The organism is Kitasatospora sp. NPDC056446 (assembly GCF_042796115.1).
In the GTDB taxonomy this organism is placed as follows: domain Bacteria; phylum Actinomycetota; class Actinomycetes; order Streptomycetales; family Streptomycetaceae; genus Kitasatospora.
Map to the genome: position 1 here is coordinate 1 of NZ_JBHTRF010000118.1, position 18,490 is coordinate 18,490.

At 73.3% G+C, this 18,490-nt stretch carries 10 protein-coding genes; 2 read left to right on the top strand and 8 right to left on the bottom strand.

The window, feature by feature from the left end; translation table 11 throughout:
• Positions 1 to 119: 119 nt before the first annotated feature.
• Positions 120 to 1,031 (bottom strand): permease-like cell division protein FtsX, encoded by a 912-nt coding sequence (gene ftsX, locus ACFQ6N_RS38235; protein ID WP_380658739.1) that lies wholly within the window; start codon positions 1,029 to 1,031, stop codon positions 120 to 122.
• Positions 1,032 to 1,108: 77 nt separating this feature from the next.
• The gene (ftsE, locus tag ACFQ6N_RS38240) at positions 1,109 to 1,798 is read right to left on the bottom strand and encodes a cell division ATP-binding protein FtsE (protein ID WP_207811826.1); all 690 of its coding nucleotides are present in this window, start codon (positions 1,796 to 1,798) and stop codon (positions 1,109 to 1,111) included.
• Between the two features lie 348 nt (positions 1,799 to 2,146).
• Between ftsE and ACFQ6N_RS38245 the strand changes: the two genes are divergently transcribed.
• A complete protein-coding gene (locus tag ACFQ6N_RS38245) occupies positions 2,147 to 2,341 on the top strand; it encodes a hypothetical protein (protein WP_380658740.1) in 195 nt (64 codons plus the stop codon).
• 108 nt (positions 2,342 to 2,449) lie between these two features.
• Here ACFQ6N_RS38245 and prfB read toward each other — a convergent pair whose 3' ends face one another.
• The 3 genes from prfB to ACFQ6N_RS38260 all read right to left on the bottom strand — a co-directional run bounded on the left by prfB (position 2,450) and on the right by ACFQ6N_RS38260 (position 7,051).
• Complete coding sequence (gene prfB / locus ACFQ6N_RS38250) at positions 2,450 to 3,562, bottom strand: peptide chain release factor 2 (protein WP_380658742.1); 1,113 nt, start codon at positions 3,560 to 3,562, stop codon at positions 2,450 to 2,452.
• An 81-nt stretch (positions 3,563 to 3,643) separates the two neighbouring features.
• Positions 3,644 to 4,897 carry a serine/threonine-protein kinase gene (locus ACFQ6N_RS38255; RefSeq protein WP_380658743.1) on the bottom strand — a complete coding sequence of 418 codons (1,254 nt, stop codon included), beginning with the start codon at positions 4,895 to 4,897 and terminating at the stop codon, positions 3,644 to 3,646.
• Positions 4,898 to 5,140: 243 nt separating this feature from the next.
• The gene (locus ACFQ6N_RS38260; protein WP_380658744.1) at positions 5,141 to 7,051 is read right to left on the bottom strand and encodes a protein kinase; all 1,911 of its coding nucleotides are present in this window, start codon (positions 7,049 to 7,051) and stop codon (positions 5,141 to 5,143) included.
• Between the two features lie 411 nt (positions 7,052 to 7,462).
• Here ACFQ6N_RS38260 and ACFQ6N_RS38265 point away from each other — a divergent pair, with 411 nt between their 5' ends.
• Complete coding sequence (locus ACFQ6N_RS38265; RefSeq protein ID WP_380658745.1) at positions 7,463 to 10,303, top strand: FtsK/SpoIIIE domain-containing protein; 2,841 nt, start codon at positions 7,463 to 7,465, stop codon at positions 10,301 to 10,303.
• 146 nt (positions 10,304 to 10,449) lie between these two features.
• On the opposite strand, the gene ACFQ6N_RS38270 is transcribed toward ACFQ6N_RS38265, so the two are convergent.
• The 3 genes from ACFQ6N_RS38270 to pruA form a co-directional block, all read right to left on the bottom strand.
• Positions 10,450 to 11,289, bottom strand: coding sequence for a hypothetical protein (locus ACFQ6N_RS38270; protein WP_380658746.1), 840 nt, complete (start codon positions 11,287 to 11,289; stop codon positions 10,450 to 10,452).
• A 157-nt stretch (positions 11,290 to 11,446) separates the two neighbouring features.
• Positions 11,447 to 16,393 (bottom strand): NAD-glutamate dehydrogenase, encoded by a 4,947-nt coding sequence (locus ACFQ6N_RS38275; RefSeq protein WP_380658747.1) that lies wholly within the window; start codon positions 16,391 to 16,393, stop codon positions 11,447 to 11,449.
• 277 nt (positions 16,394 to 16,670) lie between these two features.
• Positions 16,671 to 18,302: an L-glutamate gamma-semialdehyde dehydrogenase gene (gene pruA, locus ACFQ6N_RS38280; protein WP_380658749.1), complete on the bottom strand. Its 1,632-nt coding sequence runs from the start codon at positions 18,300 to 18,302 to the stop codon at positions 16,671 to 16,673.
• Positions 18,303 to 18,490: the final 188 nt, after the last annotated feature.

An 18,490-nucleotide genomic window follows, 5' to 3' on the forward strand; every position in this document is an offset into this window, starting at 1 on the left:
GGCTTGTGCCCCGGGGTTTTTCCCCCCCGGGCGGGGCCGCGGGGCCGGCCCGGCCCCCGCACCGGGGGGGCCCCCCGGGGGGGGCGGGGGCGGGGGGGCCCCGCCGAGGCGTCCGGCGATCAGACCTTGAGGTACTTGCGCAGCGTGAAGAACGCCGCGATGCCCGCCATGCCCATACCCACCACGACCAGCAGCGGTATCACCGCGAGCACCGAGCCGAGGCCGATGAAGTGGATGAACTGCACCCGGTCGGCCAGCCAGTTCTGGACGAAGAAGTGCCCGCCGACCAGCAGTCCGGAGGCCATCGCCGCGCCGAGCAGCGCGGCGAACGCGGCCTCGGCGATGAACGGCATCTGGACGTAGAAGTTCGAGGCACCGACCAGGCGCATGATGCCGGTCTCGCGCCGCCTGCTGTACGCCGACACCCGGACGGTGTTGACGATCAGCAGCAGGGCCACGAAGAGCATCAGCACCATGATCACGAAGGCCGCCGTCTGCAGGCCGTTGAGCAGGCCGAACAGGTTCTGCAGGATCTTCCGCTGGTCCTCGACCGACTTCACGCCGGGCTTCCCGGCGAAGGCGCTCTGGATCACGTCGTACTTGGTCGGGTCGTTGAGCTTGACCCGCCAGGACTGCGGCATGGCGTCCGGGCCCAGGACGGGGATGAGCGGGTTGTCCGGGTTCATCTCCTTCCAGTGCTTGTACGCGTCGGCCGAACTCTCGTAGGTGGACGACTGGACCACCGAGTTCATCTTCTCCAGCTGGTCCTTGATGTCCTGGACCTGCTGGTCGGTGGCCGCACCCTTGTCGCACTGGGGCGAGTTGCGGGCATCCGCCTTCGTGCAGAAGTAGATGCTCACCTCGACCTTGTCGTACCAGTACCCCTTCATGCTGTTCACCTGGTCGCGGACCAGGAGCGAGGAGCCGGCGAGGGCGAGGGAGAGCGCGACACTGACGACGACCGCGATGGTCATCGTCAGGTTGCGTCGGAGACCCACACCGATCTCCGACAGGACGAACTGGGCACGCATGCGGAACAACTCCAGGGTCGGTACTGCTCTGGGTCTGGCGGTTCGGGCCGGTGGCCCTACGGGTCAGCGCTGGTGGGTCAGTGCTGGTACCCGTAGACGCCGCGGGCCTGGTCGCGGACCAGCAGCCCCTTGTCGAGTTCGATGACGCGCTTGCGCATCTGGTCGACGATCGCCTGGTCGTGGGTCGCCATCAGCACCGTGGTGCCGGTGCGGTTGATGCGGTCCAGCAGCTTCATGATGCCGACCGAGTTCTGCGGGTCGAGGTTGCCGGTGGGCTCGTCCGCGATCAGCAGCATCGGACGGTTCACGAACGCGCGGGCGATCGCCACGCGCTGCTGCTCACCACCGGACAGCTCGCCCGGCATCCGGTCCTCCTTGCCGCCGAGGCCGACCAGCTCCAGCACCTCGGGCACCACCTTGGCGATGGCGCTCTTGGGCTTGCCGATCACCTCCAGGGCGAAGGCGACGTTCTGCGCGACCGTCTTGTTGGGGAGCAGGCGGAAGTCCTGGAAGACGGTGCCCAGCTGGCGGCGCATGTGCGGCACCTTCCAGTTGGACAGCTTGCCGAGGTCCTTGCCCAGCACGTGCACCGCGCCCGTGGTCGGACGCTCCTCGCGCAGGCACAGGCGCAGGAAGGTGGACTTGCCCGAGCCGGACGAGCCGACCAGGAAGACGAACTCGCCCTTCTCGATCTCCAGCGAGACGTTGTCCAGGGCGGGACGGTTCTGCTTGGGATAGGTCTTGGAGACGTTGTCGAATCTGATCACGGCTGCATCACGGAGGCCATCCTAGGCGGCACCAGTCGTCGCTCGGTCCGCCCCGGGGCCCGGTCCGCGGGCGGGCGGAGGGAGCGCGGGGGGCTGCTCCCGGTCTGGGACCATACGCGAGTCGGCAACCGGCCCGCAGGGGTCGCCCGCGACAGCTCCCGGAGCTTGGGGGAGAATATCCGTTTATGCCCCGAATATTGCGAGGCATCTCACAGCCCGGGAGCCGGAACCGCCGGAACCTGGCAGAGTGGAGGTGGCGACCGTGTCCGGCCGCTCCCCCGTACAGGGCGGGATCGGGAACCAAAGCCCCGTCCGGCGCGTTGGCTGTAGCAGCGAGGAGGAGATCGCATGACCTGCGACCATCTGGTGTGCGCCAACTGCAACGGACGCGTCAGCGACGGGCGTTGCCCGGTGTGCCGCGCCAACCGGGCCCGGCTGCAGGAGCAGCAGGGGCCGTTCGCCGCGTTCTCCCCCGCGGTGCTGCTGGCCCTGCTGGCCGGTCTGCTCGCGGTGGCGCTGATCGCCCGGCAGGCACTGGCCTGAGGACCCGCGAGACCCGAGGACCCGCGAGACGCGAGAACCGTTGAACGTACGAGAAGGCCCCCGACCACAGCGGTCGGGGGCCTTCGTCGTGCCGGGTGCGGCCGGTGCCTACTCGGCGCTGGTCTCGCGCTGCTTGCGCCAGCGGATCCCGGCCTCGATGAAGCCGTCGATGTCGCCGTCCAGCACGGCCTGCGGGTTGCCGGCCTCGTACGCGGTGCGGACGTCCTTGACCATCTGGTACGGGTGCAGCACGTAGGAGCGCATCTGGTTGCCCCAGGAGCTGCCGCTGTCCTTGAGCGCGTCCATCATCGCCTTCTCCTCCTGGCGGCGCCGCTCCAGCAGCTTGGCCTGGAGGACGTTCATCGCGGACGCCTTGTTCTGGATCTGCGAGCGCTCGTTCTGGCAGGAGACCACGATGCCGGTCGGGAGGTGCGTGATGCGCACCGCCGAGTCGGTGGTGTTGACGCCCTGGCCGCCGGGGCCGGAGGCGCGGTACACGTCGATGCGCAGCTCGCCCTCGTCGATGTCGACGTGGTCGGACTGCTCGACGACGGGGAGGACCTCGACACCGGCGAAGGAGGTCTGCCGGCGGCCCTGGTTGTCGAACGGCGAGATGCGGACCAGGCGGTGGGTGCCCTGCTCGACCGAGAGGGTGCCGTAGGCGTACGGCGCCTTCACGGTGAAGGTCGCGGACTTGATGCCGGCCTCTTCGGCGTACGAGGTGTCGTACACCTCGGTGGGGTACCCGTGCCGCTCGGCCCAGCGCAGGTACATGCGCATCAGCTGCTCGGCGAAGTCGGCGGCGTCCACGCCACCGGCCTCGGCGCGGATGTTGATCAGCGCCTCGCGGGAGTCGTACTCGCCGGACAGGAGGGTCCGGACCTCCAGCTCCTCGACCGCCTTCTGGAGGGAGGCGAGTTCGGTCTCGGCCTCGGCGCGGGTGTCCGCGTCGTTCTCGTCCTCGGCCAGCTCGAACAGGACGCCCAGGTCGTCGATGCGGTTGCGCAGGCCCTCGACCCGGCGCAGTTCGCCCTGGAGGAAGGAGAGCCGGCTGGTCACCTTCTGCGCGTTCGCGACGTCGTCCCACAGGGTGGGGGCCGCTGCCTCCTCCTCCAGGACCGCGATGTCGGCCCGGATCTTGTCCAGGTCGAGGACGGCCTCGATCGACCCCATGGTCGTATCGAGGTTCTTGAGCTCTTCGGAAGGATCGACGGCTGCCACGCCCCCAGGGTAATGGTTCCGGAGGCGGTCATGACGACACCCCCGGCCCCACCCCCTCGGCCACCCCCGCCGGCACCCCGGCTACGGCGCCCGCGGGGCGGTGCCGTGCACGGCCGGACGGGCCGGGTGACCGGCGTCCGGAGCGGTGGCCGCGAAGGCCGTCCAGGCCGCCGCGGCGCCCGCCAGCAGCAGGACGGTGGCCAGCAGGACGGCCAGCATCCGGCGCCGGCGCAGCAGGGCCTGGCGGTCCCGGCGGTGGCCCGGGGCGGTGCGCTGGGCCCGGGACTCGGCGGCGTACGCGGCCAGTTCGTCGGCGGACGGGCGGCGCAGGCTGGTGTGGGTGTCCCGGGTGGAGTCCGGGGCCGTGCCGGGCACCAGCGGGACGGCCGGGCCCCGGCGGCGCTTGTGGACGCCCGGTCCGGCGTCGACCTCGGCGTAGACGGCCTCGCCGGGGGTCAGCTGCTCCTCGGCCGGGGTACGGCCCTGGGCGGGCACCGCGAGCACCGGCAGGCCGGCCAGCGAGGGCAGCTGCTCGCGCAGCCGGGCGGCCAGCTCGGCGGCGCGCAGCCGGGAGGCGGGGGCCTTGGCCAGGCACTCGGAGATGATCCGCCACAGCCCGTCCGGCAGGCCGGGGACCGGCGGGACCTGCTCGGTGACGTGCCGGCGCAGCACCGCGCCGGTGTGGCCGCCGCCGAACGGGGTGGAGCCGGCCAGCAGCTCGTACAGGACGGTGGCGAGGGCGTAGATGTCGACGGCGGCGCGCGGCTCCAGGCCCTCGATGATCTCGGGGGCGAGGTAGTCGGGGGTGCCGATGATCCGGGTGGCCCGGGTGCGCCGCGGGGCGTCGACCAGGCGGGCCACCCCGAAGTCGGTGAGCTTGGCGCGCGGGGCGCCGCCGGGGCCGGGGGCCGCGGCGAGGTCGAGCAGGACGTTCTCCGGCTTGACGTCGCGGTGGACGATCCCGGCCGCGTGCGCGGCGGCCAGGCCGTCGGCGACGTCGGCGATGATCGAGGCGGCGGTCTGCGGCGGCAGCGCGCCGTCCCGCTCCAGCCGGGAGCGCAGGTCGGTGCCCTGGACCAGCTCCATCACCAGGGCGAGGTCGCTGCCGTCCACGACCATGTCGCGCACGCCGACCACCCGGGGGTGGTCGAGGCTGGTCAGCGCGGTGCGCTCCTGGACGAAACGGCCGACCAGCACCTGGTCGGAGGCGAGGTCCTCGCGCAGCAGCTTGACCGCCACCGGGCCGTCGGGCCCCTCACCGAGCCAGACCGTCCCGGCCGAACCCCGGCCGATCACCTGGTGGACGGTGTACCGGCTGCCGATCTTGCGTGCCAATGCTGCTCCGTGGGCGGCGCGGGAGCGCTCCGGGGGTCCGGTGCGCTCGGTGGGGCGGGACAACAGCGACCAACCTACGCGCCCGGAGGCCCCGCGGGGGCCGCCTGAGGGGCCCGGGGCGGCAGTCTCGGGCGGAATTCCCGCGAATTGTCGACATAGCGTCAATCCCGTTGCCCGGGGCCGGTCCGGACTCCGGATCGGCCCGGACCCCCGGGCCGGGGTCCGGACCGGACCGGCCCCCGACTACTTGCCGAAGACGCTGTTCACCCAGTCCCGGGCCGAGTCGAACCAGCCCACGACGTTGTCCCAGTAGTGCGGCAGCGGCGTGAAGTTCCACAGCGCCAGCGCGGCCACGGCCAGCACCAGCAGCACCATCAGACAGCCCTTCAGGCAGCCCAGCCCCGGGATGTACATCCGGTTGCGGCTGCGCTGACGCGGCTCCCGCGCCGGTGCGGGCTCGCGGCGGGCCGGCTCGCGCGGCTCCTCGCGACGCGGCGGGGCCTCCCGGTGCTGCGGCGCGGGCGGCTCGGCCCGGCGCGCCACCGGGGTGGGCGCGGGCGGCGGCGGGTAGCCGCCCTGCGAACGGCCCTGCCCGGCCGGGGCCTGCCGGTAGCCGCCCGGCGGCTGCGGACGGCCGCCCTGGCCGCCCTGGCCGCCCTGCCCGGGGTGGCCGGGGCGGCCGCCCTGGCCCTGGGGCCCCTGGCCGCCCTGGCCGCCGTGGCCCCCCTGGTAGGGCGGTGGGGCCACCGGCGGGCGCTGCGCGTAGCCGGGCGGCGGCGGGGCCTGGCGGTAGCCGGCCTGCGGCTGCGGGCGGTAGCCCGGACCGCCCGGACCGCCCTGGCCCCCCTGGTAGGGCGGCGGGGCGACTTGCGGGTCCCCGTACTCCTCGTAGTCCTCCGGGCCGAAGTAGCCGACCTGGGTCTGCTGGTTGCGGTCCCGCGCCGCGCGCAGCTGGGTCTGCCACGGGTGCGGCGCCTCCTCCTTCGGCGCGCCGGGCACCGCGGGCGCGCCGGGCGGGGGCGGCGGCACGGCGGCGGGCGGCAGCACCTGGGTGCGGTCCGGGACGCCGTACGGGGGCGCGGGCGGCAGCTGGGTGCCCATCACCCGGGTCGCCGCGGCCGGGTCGTACTGCGCCGCCGGGTCGTACGGCGGGGCGGTCGGCGGCAGCACCTGGGTGCGGTCCTCGGTGCCGCCCGGCCCGACCGGGACGGCCGGGACGGTGCCGGGCACGGCGGTGGGCCGCGGGTCGGGCTGCAGCAGGGCGGCGACGGCGAGCGCCTCGTCCACCGCCGCCGGGGAGGCGTGCACGCCGACCCCGGCCGCGACCACCCGCAGGGCGCGGGCCAGCGAGGTGGCGCCGGGCCGCTGGGACGGGTCCTTGCGCAGGCAGCGCTCGATCACCGTCCAGAGCGGCTCGGGCATGGTGCTGGGCCGCTGCGGCTCCTGCGCCAGGTGGGCCTGGAGGACGGCGAGCGCGCTGTCGCCCTGGAACGGCTGCCGGCCGGTGACCAGCTCGTACAGCATGATCCCGGCGCCGTACACGTCCACCGCGGAGGTCTGCGGACGGCCCTCGGCGGACTCCGGGGCGACGTAGGCGGGGGTGCCGACGAACTCGTGGGTGCGGGTGACGCCCGGGGAGTCGGCGAGGCGGGCGATGCCGAAGTCGGTCAGCAGCGGGTGCATCTGCTCGATGCCGTCCACCAGCGTGGAGGCGAGCAGCACGTTGGCCGGCTTGAGGTCGCGGTGGACGATCCCGTCCGCGTGGCTGGCCGCCAGCGCGTCGGCGACCTGGGCCATCAGCAGGGCGCCCGCGATCGGGCTGAACGGTCCGTTGGCGCGCAGGTAGCGGGACAGGTCGGGGCCCTCGACCAGGTCCATCACCAGGGCCAGCAGCTCGCCCTCGACGACCAGGTCGCGGACCCGGACGATGTTGGGGTGGCTCAGCCGCAGCAGCAGCGAGCGCTCCCGCAGGAAGCGCATCACGACGTCCGGGTCGGCCGCCAGCTCCTCGCGCAGCACCTTGATCGCCACCAGCTGCCCGGGCTCGCTGCCCGGCACCCGGGCGTCCTCGCGCACCACGCCGCGCCAGACGGTGCCGGTCGCACCCCGCCCGAGGGTCTCATCCAGCAGATACTTGCTGCCGACTGGCCGCACCTGTCGCACTCCTCGCCGTGCCGCCCGCGCGGGGCGCTCCTCCGCCGGTGCGGTGAGCCTGCCGGGCCCGTGTCTGCGGCCACTCTAACGGTGTCCGTTCGGGTTTTTGAGGTGACCGGCAGGCCATCCGAGGAGGGTTGGGGGACATCCCCTAGGGGAGGACCCGGAGTGGGTCACCGGCCTGCTCAGGGGGCCGCGAGGGGGGTGGTTGACCTGACCCACCGTCGCCTCCACCATGGCGATATTCGCAAGATCGTCAAATCCGGTACGGTGCGCGGACCGTCCGTGACGGATGGCAGGATGGACACTCGCCACTCGTGTGGCCCAACGGGGTCGCCACGGGCGCCCGGTGCGTCCGCGACGGCGCCGGGGTACCAGGCTTCACATCAGCAGAAGGGACCCGCGGGCGAGATGCAGATCCGGCTGACCGTCCTCCGACCGCGCAGCGGCCCGACCGCCGCCGGCTCCGCCATCCCCTACGTGGACGTGCTGGTCACCGCACCGGTCGGCACCGCGCTCGGCGCCATCGCGGGCGCGCTCGCGGGCGCCGTGGGCGTGCGCGGGCCGCGGGCCGCCACCCATGTGCACCTGTACGCCGGTGCGCACCGGGTGGACGAGCACACCCTGCTCGGCCACCCCCCGCTGCTCGACGGAGCCGTCCTCAGCCTCAACGAGCCCGACCCGACCGCCGACGGCGCCGACGACACCCCCGCCGCCGCCGAACTGCGCGTGGTCGGCGGACCGGACGCCGGCGGCGTGCACCGGCTGCACGGCCGGGAGATCCGGATCGGGCGTTCCGGTGAGGCCGACGTCCCGCTCGACGACCCGGACGTCTCCCGGCTGCACCTCGCGCTGCACCTCGCCGAGGACGGCCGGGTCTCCGTCCGCGACCTCGGCTCCACCAACGGCACCGCCCTCGACGGCCGGCTCGTCCCGCCCGGCCCGCCCGAGGCCGCCGTCCCGCTGGAGCCCGGCGCCCTGCTGCGGATCGGCGAGTCCACCCTCCAGGTGGCCGCGCCCGACCCGGCCGAGGCCACCGGGGCCGTCCGCGCCGCCCTGCCCGACGGCCACGGCCACCTCCAGCTGGCCGCCCCCGGCCCGGTCCGGCCCGCACCGCCGGTGGCCGAGCCGCCCGCCGCCCCCGAACCCGCGCCCGGCCGCGGCCGCGGCCTGTTCTCCCTGCTGCCCGGCCGCGCCGCCGAACCGCCCGGCCAGGAGAGCGCCGAACGCCACCACGCCGCGGTCCGGCTGCGCCAGACCGCCGCCCAGCGCGACCGCTGGCCCGACCTCGCCACCCTGCTGCTCAACGCCGTCGGCCCCGGCCCCCGGCTGTGGGAGCGCGGCCCCGGCCACCCCGACGCGCTCACCCTGCGCCTGGGCACCGCCGACCGCCCCGGCGGCCCCGGGACCACGCCCGGCACGATGCTGCCCGCCGTCCCGGTCACCCTCGACCTCCAGACCGCCGGCAGCCTGGGCCTCAGCGGCCCGCGCGAGCGCCTGGACGGGCTCACCCGCGCCGTCGTCGCCCAGCTCGCCGCGCTGCACCCGCCGACCGGCCTGAGCCTGGTCGTCGTCGACGCCGACCCGGGCCGCACCCCGGAGGAGCGCGCCGACACCTGGGCCTGGGCCCTGTGGCTGCCCCACCTGCGCCCGGCCGACGGCCAGGACTGCCGGCTGCTGCTCGGCCTGGACGACGAGCAGGCCACCGCCCGGCTGACCGAGCTCACCGCCCGGCTCAGCGGCCCGAGCGGCCTCGGCGGCCACCCCGCCACCGTGGTCGTGGTGGACGGCCGCCCGGCCACCGAGACCGCCCGGCAGGCCCTCGACCTGCTGCTGCGCCAGGGCCCGGCGGTCGGCATCTTCCCGGTCTGCCTCGCCGAGCAGCCCGAGCTGCTCCCCCGGGGCATCGGCGCCACCGCGCTGATCACCGGCGAGGTCGGCACCCAGCTCTCGCTCGACCGCCCGGTCGCCCGCGGCCGCGAGACCCTGCACGAGGTCTCGCTGGACGCGGTCTCCGACGCCTGGGCCGAGCGGCTCGCCCGGGTCCTCGCCCCGCTGCGCGAGGCCGCCCCGGCCGCCCGCGGCCCGCTGCCGGACGCCCTGCGCCTGCTCGACCTGCTGCAGCTCGACACCGTCACCCCGGCCAAGCTGTCCGCCCGCTGGGCGGCCCACGCCGGCGGCATCGGCGCGGCCGGCGCGCTGCTCGGCACCACCCGGGACGAGCTGTGCACGCTCGACCTGGCGGACCCGGAGCTCACCCTCCCCTCCCCCGACCCGGGCGGCCCGCACCTGCTGATCGGCGGCGCCCACGGCTCCGGCAAGACCGAGCTGCTGCGCACCCTGGTCGCCTCGCTCGCCGTCTCCGAGCGCCCCGAACGGCTGGCCGTCACGATCATCGAGGGCCGGGCCGGCGAGGACGGTACCGACGGCCTGGACGGCTGCACCGAGCTGCCGCACGTCACCGGCCGGGTCAACGCCGCCACCGACCCGCGCGCCGCCCTGCTCGCGGCCGAGTCGCTGGAGGACGAGCTCGCCCTGCGGGAGCGGCTGTTCGACGGGCTGGACTTCGCCTCCTGGCACGCCGCCCGGATCCTCGACGACCAGCAGGAGGCCGCGGACCATCCGCAGGTGCCGGTGCCCGCCGCGGTCGGCGCCGGATCGGCCCAGGCCCCCCGGATCATCCAGCCGCGCGGTGCGGAGGGCCTCCGGCCCGCCGCCACCCCGGCGCCGCCCGCGACACCCGTCCCCGCCCGCCTGGTCGTCGTCGTGGACGACTACGACGCCCTGCTCTCCCCCACCTCCCCGGCCGGCCGGCCGCTCGCCCGCGCGCTCGCCGACATCGCCCGCCGCGGCGGCCCGCTGGGCATCCACCTCGCCGTCGCCACCAGCCGCCCGGAGGACAGCGCCGGCAGCGAGGTGGACGAGGCGGCCCTGCTGCGGATCGCGCTGCGCACCGAGGACCCGGCCGACTCCGACCTGCTGATCCACCTCGGCGACGCGTCCGCGCTCCCCGAGGACACCCCCGGCCGCGGCTACCTGCGGCTCCCGGACGGCGGCGTCACCGCCTTCCAGACCGCCCGGATCAGCGGCCGGATCCCGCGCACCGCCACCCTGCGCCCGACCGTGGTCGCGATCGACCCGCTCCAGCTCGGCGCCCCGCCCGCCCGGCGTCCGGTCCGCGAGCTCGGCAACGGCCCGACCGACCTCGCCCTGCTCGCCAGCGCCCTGCAGCGCGCCGCCGCCCAGCGCTGACGCCCCCGGAGGCACGACGGCGGGGGCACGACGGCAGGGGGCACGACGGCGGTCACGGCAAGGGGCCCCGACGAACCGGGTGGTTCGTCGGGGCCCCTGCGGCCGGTCAGCCAGTCAGCCGGTCAGCCGATGGAACGACCCACCGGTCAGGCGCACTTCAGGTCGCGGTTCACCACGGCCATCCCGGCGACCGCGCCGGCGTCCATGGTGAACTCGTACTGCCAGCCCTGCTGACCCTCCATCGGGAACACGTACTTCCCGCTCTTGGCCAACTGGAGGCCCTTGGCGCCGTACGCCTGCTGGAGGGCCTCCAGGGTGGCGCCCGCGCCGATCCCCTCGGCCGTCCTGGCCTCCGCCGGGGCGACCAGCTCGCGCAGGCCCGCCGGGGCGAAGGAGACCCGGCCGGTGGCCAGGTAGGCCTTCTCCTTGGTCTCCCGGGCCACCATCTGGTCGACCAGCGACTGGGTCGCGTCCGCCATCAGCTTGGCGGCGGCGGCCGAGTCCTTGGCCGAGGCGGCCGAACCGGCGGCAGCCGCCGCCGCGTCCTTCGCGGAGGCGTTCGGCGGCACGGCGCCCGCCGGGGCGGACGACTTGCCGGAGGCCGCGTCCGCCTTGGCGTTCAGGTCCTTGTAGCGGGCCTCGGTGGCCGCCTCGGCGGTCATCCGGGCCTGGTCCGGCGCCGGGCCGCCCTTGTAGACGAAGTCCGTGCAGCCGTCGAGCAGCGAGACCGGTGCGGCCTCCAGCGCGCCGGTGGCCAGGCCGGCCTCCTTCGCCATCCCCGGCTTGATGCCCCGGTAGCCGGCCGCCGCGAAGGCCTCCGGCCCCTTGGTGGTGGGTGCCGCCGAGGGCGCGCCCGCGGCCGTCGCGGAGCCGGCCGTGGCCCCGTCCTTCTTGTCGTCGTTGCCGCAGGCCGCCGCTCCGGCGACCAGCAGCGCCACCGAGATGCCCACGCCCACCGCGCGGACCGATGCCCGGTTCTTCCCCATGTCGTGATCCCCCTTGATCGTTCGGGATCACCGTAGCGAAGGTACGCCCACGACCCACAATCGGTTTTCCGCGCCCTCGGTGGGCGGCCGCGGCCCGGGACGGCGGAAGGGGCCCGCGTCCGAGGACGCGGGCCCCTTCCGTGCCGACGGCCGTCCGTCAGCGCATCGAGCCGGTGCGCAGCAGGGTGCGGATGACGCGCATCGCGACCGAGAGGCTGGACAGCTCGTAGTTGTCCGAACCCCTTATGTCGTCGAGGGTGCTCTTGGCGCGGTTCAGCAGGGTCCCGTTGAGCTCCGCCCAGGCGGTGTAGCGCTCCTCCGGGGTGGCGCCCTCGGGGCCGCAGGCCAGGATGTCGGCGGTCAGCGCCGCGTGCGCCGCGAAGAGGTCCTCACGGATCGCGGCCCGGGCCATCGACGACCAGCGGTCGGTGCGGGGCAGGTCGATGATCCGGTCGAGCAGGTGCGAGATCTGCAGCCGGTCGCCCAGGTCGTAGTACAGCTCGGCGACCTCGGCGATGTCCTTGCCGGAGCGGTCCGCGACCTCGGTGATGTCCAGGGTCGGGAAGACCGAGGAGAGGCCGGCGATCCGGGTGGCCAGCTCCTCCGGCACCCCGGCCGAGGCCAGCTCGCCGTAGATGGAGTCGAACCAGGTCAGGTCCTCGCCGCGCAGCGGCTTGGGCAGCGAGCCCCAGACCTGGTTGACCCGGTCGTGGAAGAACTCGATGGTGCCGGCGATGTCGAGCGGCTGGCGGCGGTTGTTGAGCATCCACCGGGTGGCGCGCTCGACCAGGCGGCGCGAGTGCAGGCGCATCTTGGTCTGCACCCGGGCCGGGACCTTGTTGTCGAGGCCCTCGATCTCGTCCCAGATGGGCTCCAGGTCGAAGACGGCCCGTGCGGCGGTGTGCGTCCGGGCGATCTCCTCGTAGGTCGCGCCGGTCTCCTCCTTCAGGCGGAAGGCGAAGGTGCAGCCACCGCGGTTGATCGTGTCGTTGACGATCAGCGTGGTGATGATCTCGCGGCGCAGCGCGTGGTTGTCGATCGCGTCGGCGAACCGGGAGCGCAGCGCGCTGGGGAAGTACTCGTGCAGCGCGGTGCGGAAGAACGGGTCGTCGGGCAGGTCGGTGGCGAGCAGTTCCTCGGCCAGGATGATCTTGGTGTAGGCGAGCAGCACGGACATCTCGGGCTGGGAGAGCCCGCGGCCGTTCTGCTGGCGCTCGCGGATCTGGCGCTCGGCGGGCAGGAACTCCAGGCCCCGGTCGAGCTGTCCGGCCGCCTCGAAGCGGTTGATCATCCGGGCGTGGACGTTGACCATGCTGTGCGCCTGGGCGACGGCGTTGGCCAGCACCACGTTCTGCGCGTAGTTGTTGCGCAGCACCAGGTGGCCGACCTCGTCGGTCATCTCGGCCAGCAGCACGTTGCGCTGCTTGACCGTCATGTCGCCCTCGCCGACGACCTGGTTGAGCAGGATCTTGATGTTGACCTCGTGGTCCGAGGTGTCCACACCGGCCGAGTTGTCGATCGCGTCGGTGTCGATCCAGCCGCCGGTGGCGTCCGGGCCGCCGACCGCGGCGTACTCGATGCGGCCGAGCTGGGTGCAGCCGAGGTTGCCGCCCTCGCCGATGACCCGGGCCCGGACCTGCTCGCCGTTGACCCGGATGGAGTCGTTGGACTTGTCGCCGACCTCGGCGTTGGTCTCGGTGGAGGCCTTGACGTAGGTGCCGATGCCGCCGTTCCAGAACAGGTCGACCGGCGCCTGGAGGATCGCCTTCATCAGCTCGGCCGGGGTGACCTTGCCGGAAGCGATGCCGAGCGCGGCCCGGACCTGCGGGGTCAGCTGGATCGCCTTCGCCGAGCGGGGGTAGACCCCGCCGCCGGCCGAGATCAGCGACTTGTCGTAGTCGTCCCAGGAGCTGCGCGGCAGCTCGAAGAGGCGGCGGCGCTCGGCGTACGAGGCGGCCGCGTCCGGGTTGGGGTCGAGGAAGATGTGGCGGTGGTCGAAGGCGGCGACCAGGCGGATGTGCTCGCTGAGCAGCATGCCGTTGCCGAAGACGTCGCCGGACATGTCGCCGATGCCGATGACGGTGAAGTCCTCGGACTGGGTGTCGACGCCGAGCTCGCGGAAGTTGCGCTTGACCGACTCCCAGGCGCCGCGGGCGGTGATGCCCATGCCCTTGTGGTCGTAGCCGGCCGAGCCGCCGGAGGCGAACGCGTCGCCCAGCCAGAAGCCGTACGACTCCGCGACGCCGTTGGCGATGTCGGAGAAGGTCGCGGTGCCCTTGTCGGCGGCGACGACCAGGTAGGTGTCGTCCTCGTCGTGGCGGACCACGTCGGCCGGGTGCACGACCTCGCCGCCGACCAGGTTGTCGGTGATGTCCAGCAGCGCCGAGATGAACGTCTTGTACGAGGAGATGCCCTCGGCCAGCCAGGCGTCGCGGTCCACCGACGGATCCGGCAGCTGCTTGGCGACGAAGCCGCCCTTGGCGCCGACCGGCACGATGACGGTGTTCTTGACCATCTGCGCCTTGACCAGGCCGAGGATCTCGGTGCGGAAGTCCTCGCGCCGGTCGGACCAGCGCAGACCGCCGCGGGCGACCTTGCCGAAGCGCAGGTGGACGCCCTCGACCTGCGGAGAGTAGACCCAGATCTCGAACGCCGGGCGCGGGGCCGGCAGGTCCGGGACGGCCTTCGGGTCGAACTTCATCGACACGTAGGAGTGCCACTCGCCGGAGGCGGCGTGCTGGAAGAAGTTGGTCCGCAGGGTGGCCTTGATGAGGTTCAGGAAGGAGCGCAGGATGCGGTCCTCGTCCAGCGAGACGACCTCGTCGAGGGCGCCGGACAGCTCCTCCAGGATGCCCTCGGTCAGCTCCAGGGCGCCCGAGCGGTGGCTCGGGCTCAGCCGGGCCTCGAACAGGTTGACCAGCAGCCGGGTGGTGTGGGTGTTGTTGCGGAGCGCGTCCTCCATGTAGTCCTGGGAGAACGTGGAGCCCGCCTGGCGCAGGTACTTGGCGTAGGCACGGAGCATCGTGGCCTGGCGCCAGGTCAGCCCGGCCGTCAGCACCAGCTCGTTGAAGCCGTCGTTCTCGGCCTTGCCGGTCCAGGTGGCCGCGAAGGTCTCCTGGAAGCGCTCGCGGGCCTCGTCGGTGAGCTCGGTGGCCTCGCGCAGCTTCAGGCCGAAGTCGTAGACCCACGCGGTGGTGCCGTCGGAGCGGCGCAGCGCGTACGGGTGCTCGTCGAGGACCTCGACGCCCAGGCGCTGGAGGACCGGCAGGACCTCGGTGAGCGAGATCGGGCCGCCGACCCGGTAGATCTTGAAGCGGCGCTCGTCGTCGCCGGCGCCGACCGGCTGGTACAGGTTCAGGCGGAAGTCGCCCTCGCCGTGCAGCGCCTCGATCTGCTTGATGTCGGCGACGGCGGTGCGCGGCGGGAAGTCGGCGCGGTAGCCGTCGGGGAAGGCGTTGGCGTACTTGTGGCCGAGCTCGGCGGCCTTCTCCTCGCCCAGCTCCAGGTGCAGCTGGTCGTGGAAGCCGTCCATCCAGAACCGGGCGGCCTCGGCCAGGCGGTTCTCGATCCGCTCGATGTCGGTGTCGGTGAGGTGCGGCAGCTCGGTGCCCGGGGCGACCCGGACCACGAAGTGCAGGCGGGTCAGCACCGACTCGGTGGCGTACACCGTGTAGTCGATGGCGGCGCCGTTCAGCTCTTCCTTGAGGATGTCGGTGAGCAGCAGCCGGATCCGCGTGGTGTAGCGGTCGCGCGGCAGGTAGATGAAGGCCGAGAAGTAGCGGCCGTACTCGTCCTGGCGCAGGAAGAGGCGCAGCTTACGGCGCTCCTGGAGGTACAGCACGCTGGTGGCGATGGAGAGCAGCTCGGAGGCCGGGGTCTGGAAGATCTCGTCCCGGGGGAAGGTCTCCATGATCTGCAGCAGGTCGCGGCCGTCGTGGCTCTCGCTGGAGAAGCCGGACTCGTCCAGCACCTCCTGGACCTTGCGGCGCACGACCGGGATGCGGGTGACCGACTCGGTGTAGGCGGCGGAGGAGAACAGGCCGAGGAAGCGGCGCTCGCCGACCGGCTCGCCGGCGGCGTTGAACTTCTTGACGCCGACGTAGTCCAGGTAGGACGGGCGGTGCACGGTGGAACGGCTGTTCGCCTTGGTCAGGACGAGCAGCTTCTTCTCGTGGGCCTTGGCGCGCACCGGCGCGGAGAGGCGGCCGAAGGCCTCGCTGACCGAGTGGTGGCGGTCGTCGTGGCTGTGCGGGTCGGAGCGCAGGATGCCCAGGCCGGTCCCGGCGACGGCCTTGAGGACCTCCTCGCCCTCGTGCTCGACCAGGTCGTACTCGCGGTAGCCGAGGAAGGTGAAGTGGTCGTCGGCGAGCCAGCGCATCAGCTCCCAGGCCTCGCCGACCTCCTGCTCGGGCAGGCCGGCCGGGGGCTGCTCGGCCAGTTCGTCGGCCAGACGCAGCGAGCTCTCGCGCATCTTGCTCCAGTCCTCGACGACCTCGCGGACGTCGCCGAGCACGCGGCGCAGGTTGGACTCGATGGTGCGCAGGTCGTCGCGGTCGGTCTCGCGGTCGACCTCGATGTGCATCCACGACTCGACGGTCGCGTCGGCCGGCCACTCGGTGCCGGCGGCCTGGCTGCGGGAGCAGGCGTCGACGTCCAGGATCTCCAGCAGCTTGCCGGTGATGTCACGGCGGACGACCAGCTGGGGGTGGATCACGATGTGGATCGCGCGGTCCTGGCGGGACAGCTCGTTGGTGACGGAGTCGACCAGGAACGGCATGTCGTCGGTGACCACCTCGACCACCGTGTGGCCGCAGGACCAGCCGTTCTCCTCGACCGAGGGGGTGTGTACCCGCACCTCGGCGGTGCCCTGGGGGCGCTTGAGGCCCAGGCGGTAGTGGGAGGCGGCCGCGCCGTAGACGTCGACCGGGTCGAGGTCGACCAGGTCCTCGGGCGCGGTGTGCAGGTAGTAGTGGTGCAGGTACGCGGTCAGAGCGCCGTTGCTCAGACCTTCCCCTGGCGCCGCTCCCCCCACCTGGCTGTTCTCAGCGGCTGCGGCTGCCTTCTTGAGCAGTTCGGCCTTGGCTGCGTCCAGCTTGGTCTGCATGACTTCTTGGCTCCTGTCGCGCGCCGTTGCGTGACTCGGTGGTGTGTGGATGTACACCGACGGGTCACTCGCAATCCTGCCGTACCTTCCGACCGAAAAGGCTTCATGGCGCGCATGAAATGCCTTCACAGTGGGTAGGACGATTCGTCCTGCGGAGCCACCCGACGACGCCAGTCAGCCTAACCGGATCAATCGAAGGTGGACAGGGACAGGGAGGCGCAAAGTCGCAGGATGTCGGGTCCGTCCTGGACAGCTTGTCCAAACCGGAAGGTCATGTTCACTCTCGGCCCATATGTGCGTGACGGTGGTGGGTGGGCGGCACGAAGGACTCCTTGATCGAACGCGCCGAGGTCCAGCGCAGCAGGTTCTGGGCGGCCCCCGCCTTGTCGTTGGTGCCGGACGCCCGGCCGCCGCCGAAGGGCTGCTGGCCGACGACGGCGCCGGTCGGCTTGTCGTTGATGTAGAAGTTCCCGGCGGCGAACCGCAGCTCCTCGACGGCCTGCGCGATGGCGTAACGATCCTGCGCGATCACCGATCCGGTCAGGCCGTACGGGGCGCCGGAGTCGACCCGGCGCAGCACGTCGTCCCAGCGGGAGTCCTCGTAGACGTGCACGGCGAGGATCGGGCCGAAGTACTCGGTCCGGAAGATCTCGCCCCGGTGGTCGGAGGAGACCAGCACGGTGGGCCGGACGAACCAGCCGATCGCGTCGTCGTACTGGCCGCCGGCCGCCAGCTCGATCGTCGGGTCGGCCTTGGCGCGCTCGATGGCGTCCCGGTTCTTCTCGAAGGCGCGCCGGTCGATCAGAGCGCCCATGAAGTTGGACAGGTCGGTCACGTCGCCCACCGCGAGCGCGTCCACCTGGGCCAGGAAGTCGTCCTTGATCCGCAGCCAGAGGCTGCGCGGCAGATAGGCGCGGGAGAGCGCCGAGCACTTCTGGCCCTGGTACTCGAAGGCGCCGCGGATCAGCGCGGTCCGGAGGATCTCCGGGTCGGCCGAGCGGTGGGCCAGCAGGAAGTCCTTGCCGCCGGTCTCGCCGACGATCCTCGGGTAGCCGCGGTAGCCGCCGATGTTGGCGCCGATGGTCTGCCAGAGCGACTGGAAGGTGGCGGTGGAGCCGGTGAAGTGCAGCCCGGCGAGCGCCGGGTCGGCCAGCGCGACCGGGGAGACCTGCAACCCGTCGCCGGTCACCAGGTTGATCACCCCGGGCGGCAGGCCGGCCGCCTCCAGCAGCCGCATCAGGTGGTACGCGGCCAGGGTCTGGGTCGGCGCGGGCTTCCAGACCACGGTGTTGCCCATCAGCGCCGGGGCGGTGGGCAGGTTGCCCGCGATCGCGGTGAAGTTGAACGGCGTGACCGCGTAGACGAAACCTTCCAGCGGACGGTGGTCGGTGCGGTTCCACACTCCGGGTGAGGACAGCGGCTGGTCCGCCAGGATCCGCCGGGCGAACCCGACGTTGAAGCGCCAGAAGTCGATCAGCTCGCAGGCGGAGTCGATCTCGGCCTGCTGGACGGTCTTGGACTGGCCGAGCATGGTGGCCGCGTTGAGCGTCTCCCGCCACGGCCCGGACAGCAGGTCGGCGGCGCGCAGGAAGACCGCCGCCCGGTCGTCGAAGGACAGCGAGCGCCACTGCCGCCCGGCGGCCAGCGCCGCGTCCACCGCCGCCCGGGCGTCCTCCCGGGTGGCGTTGCCCAGCACGCCCAGCTTGGCCGCGTGGTGGTGCGGCTGGACGACCTCGATCCGCTCACCGCCGCCGAAACGCTGCTCGCCGCCGATGGTCATCGGCAGCGGGACCTGCTCGGCCGCCAGCTCGTCCAGGCGGCGGACCAGCCGTTCCCGCTCCGGACTGCCGGGCTCGTACGCGAGCACCGGTTCGTTGACCGGGATCGGCACCTCGGTGACTGCGTCGATGGGCATGGCGGCTCCGTCCTGCTGGCTGCACGGCTGTCGGTCCAGCCTGACCAGCGGGCGCGGGATCCGCCTGTTCAGACACGCGGGCGGGGGGGGGGGGGGCCCCCCCCCCCCCCCCCCCCCCGCCCCCGCGCGGGGGGGGGCGCCCCCCCCCGGGCGCCCCCCCCCCCCGCGCGACCGCCCCCCCC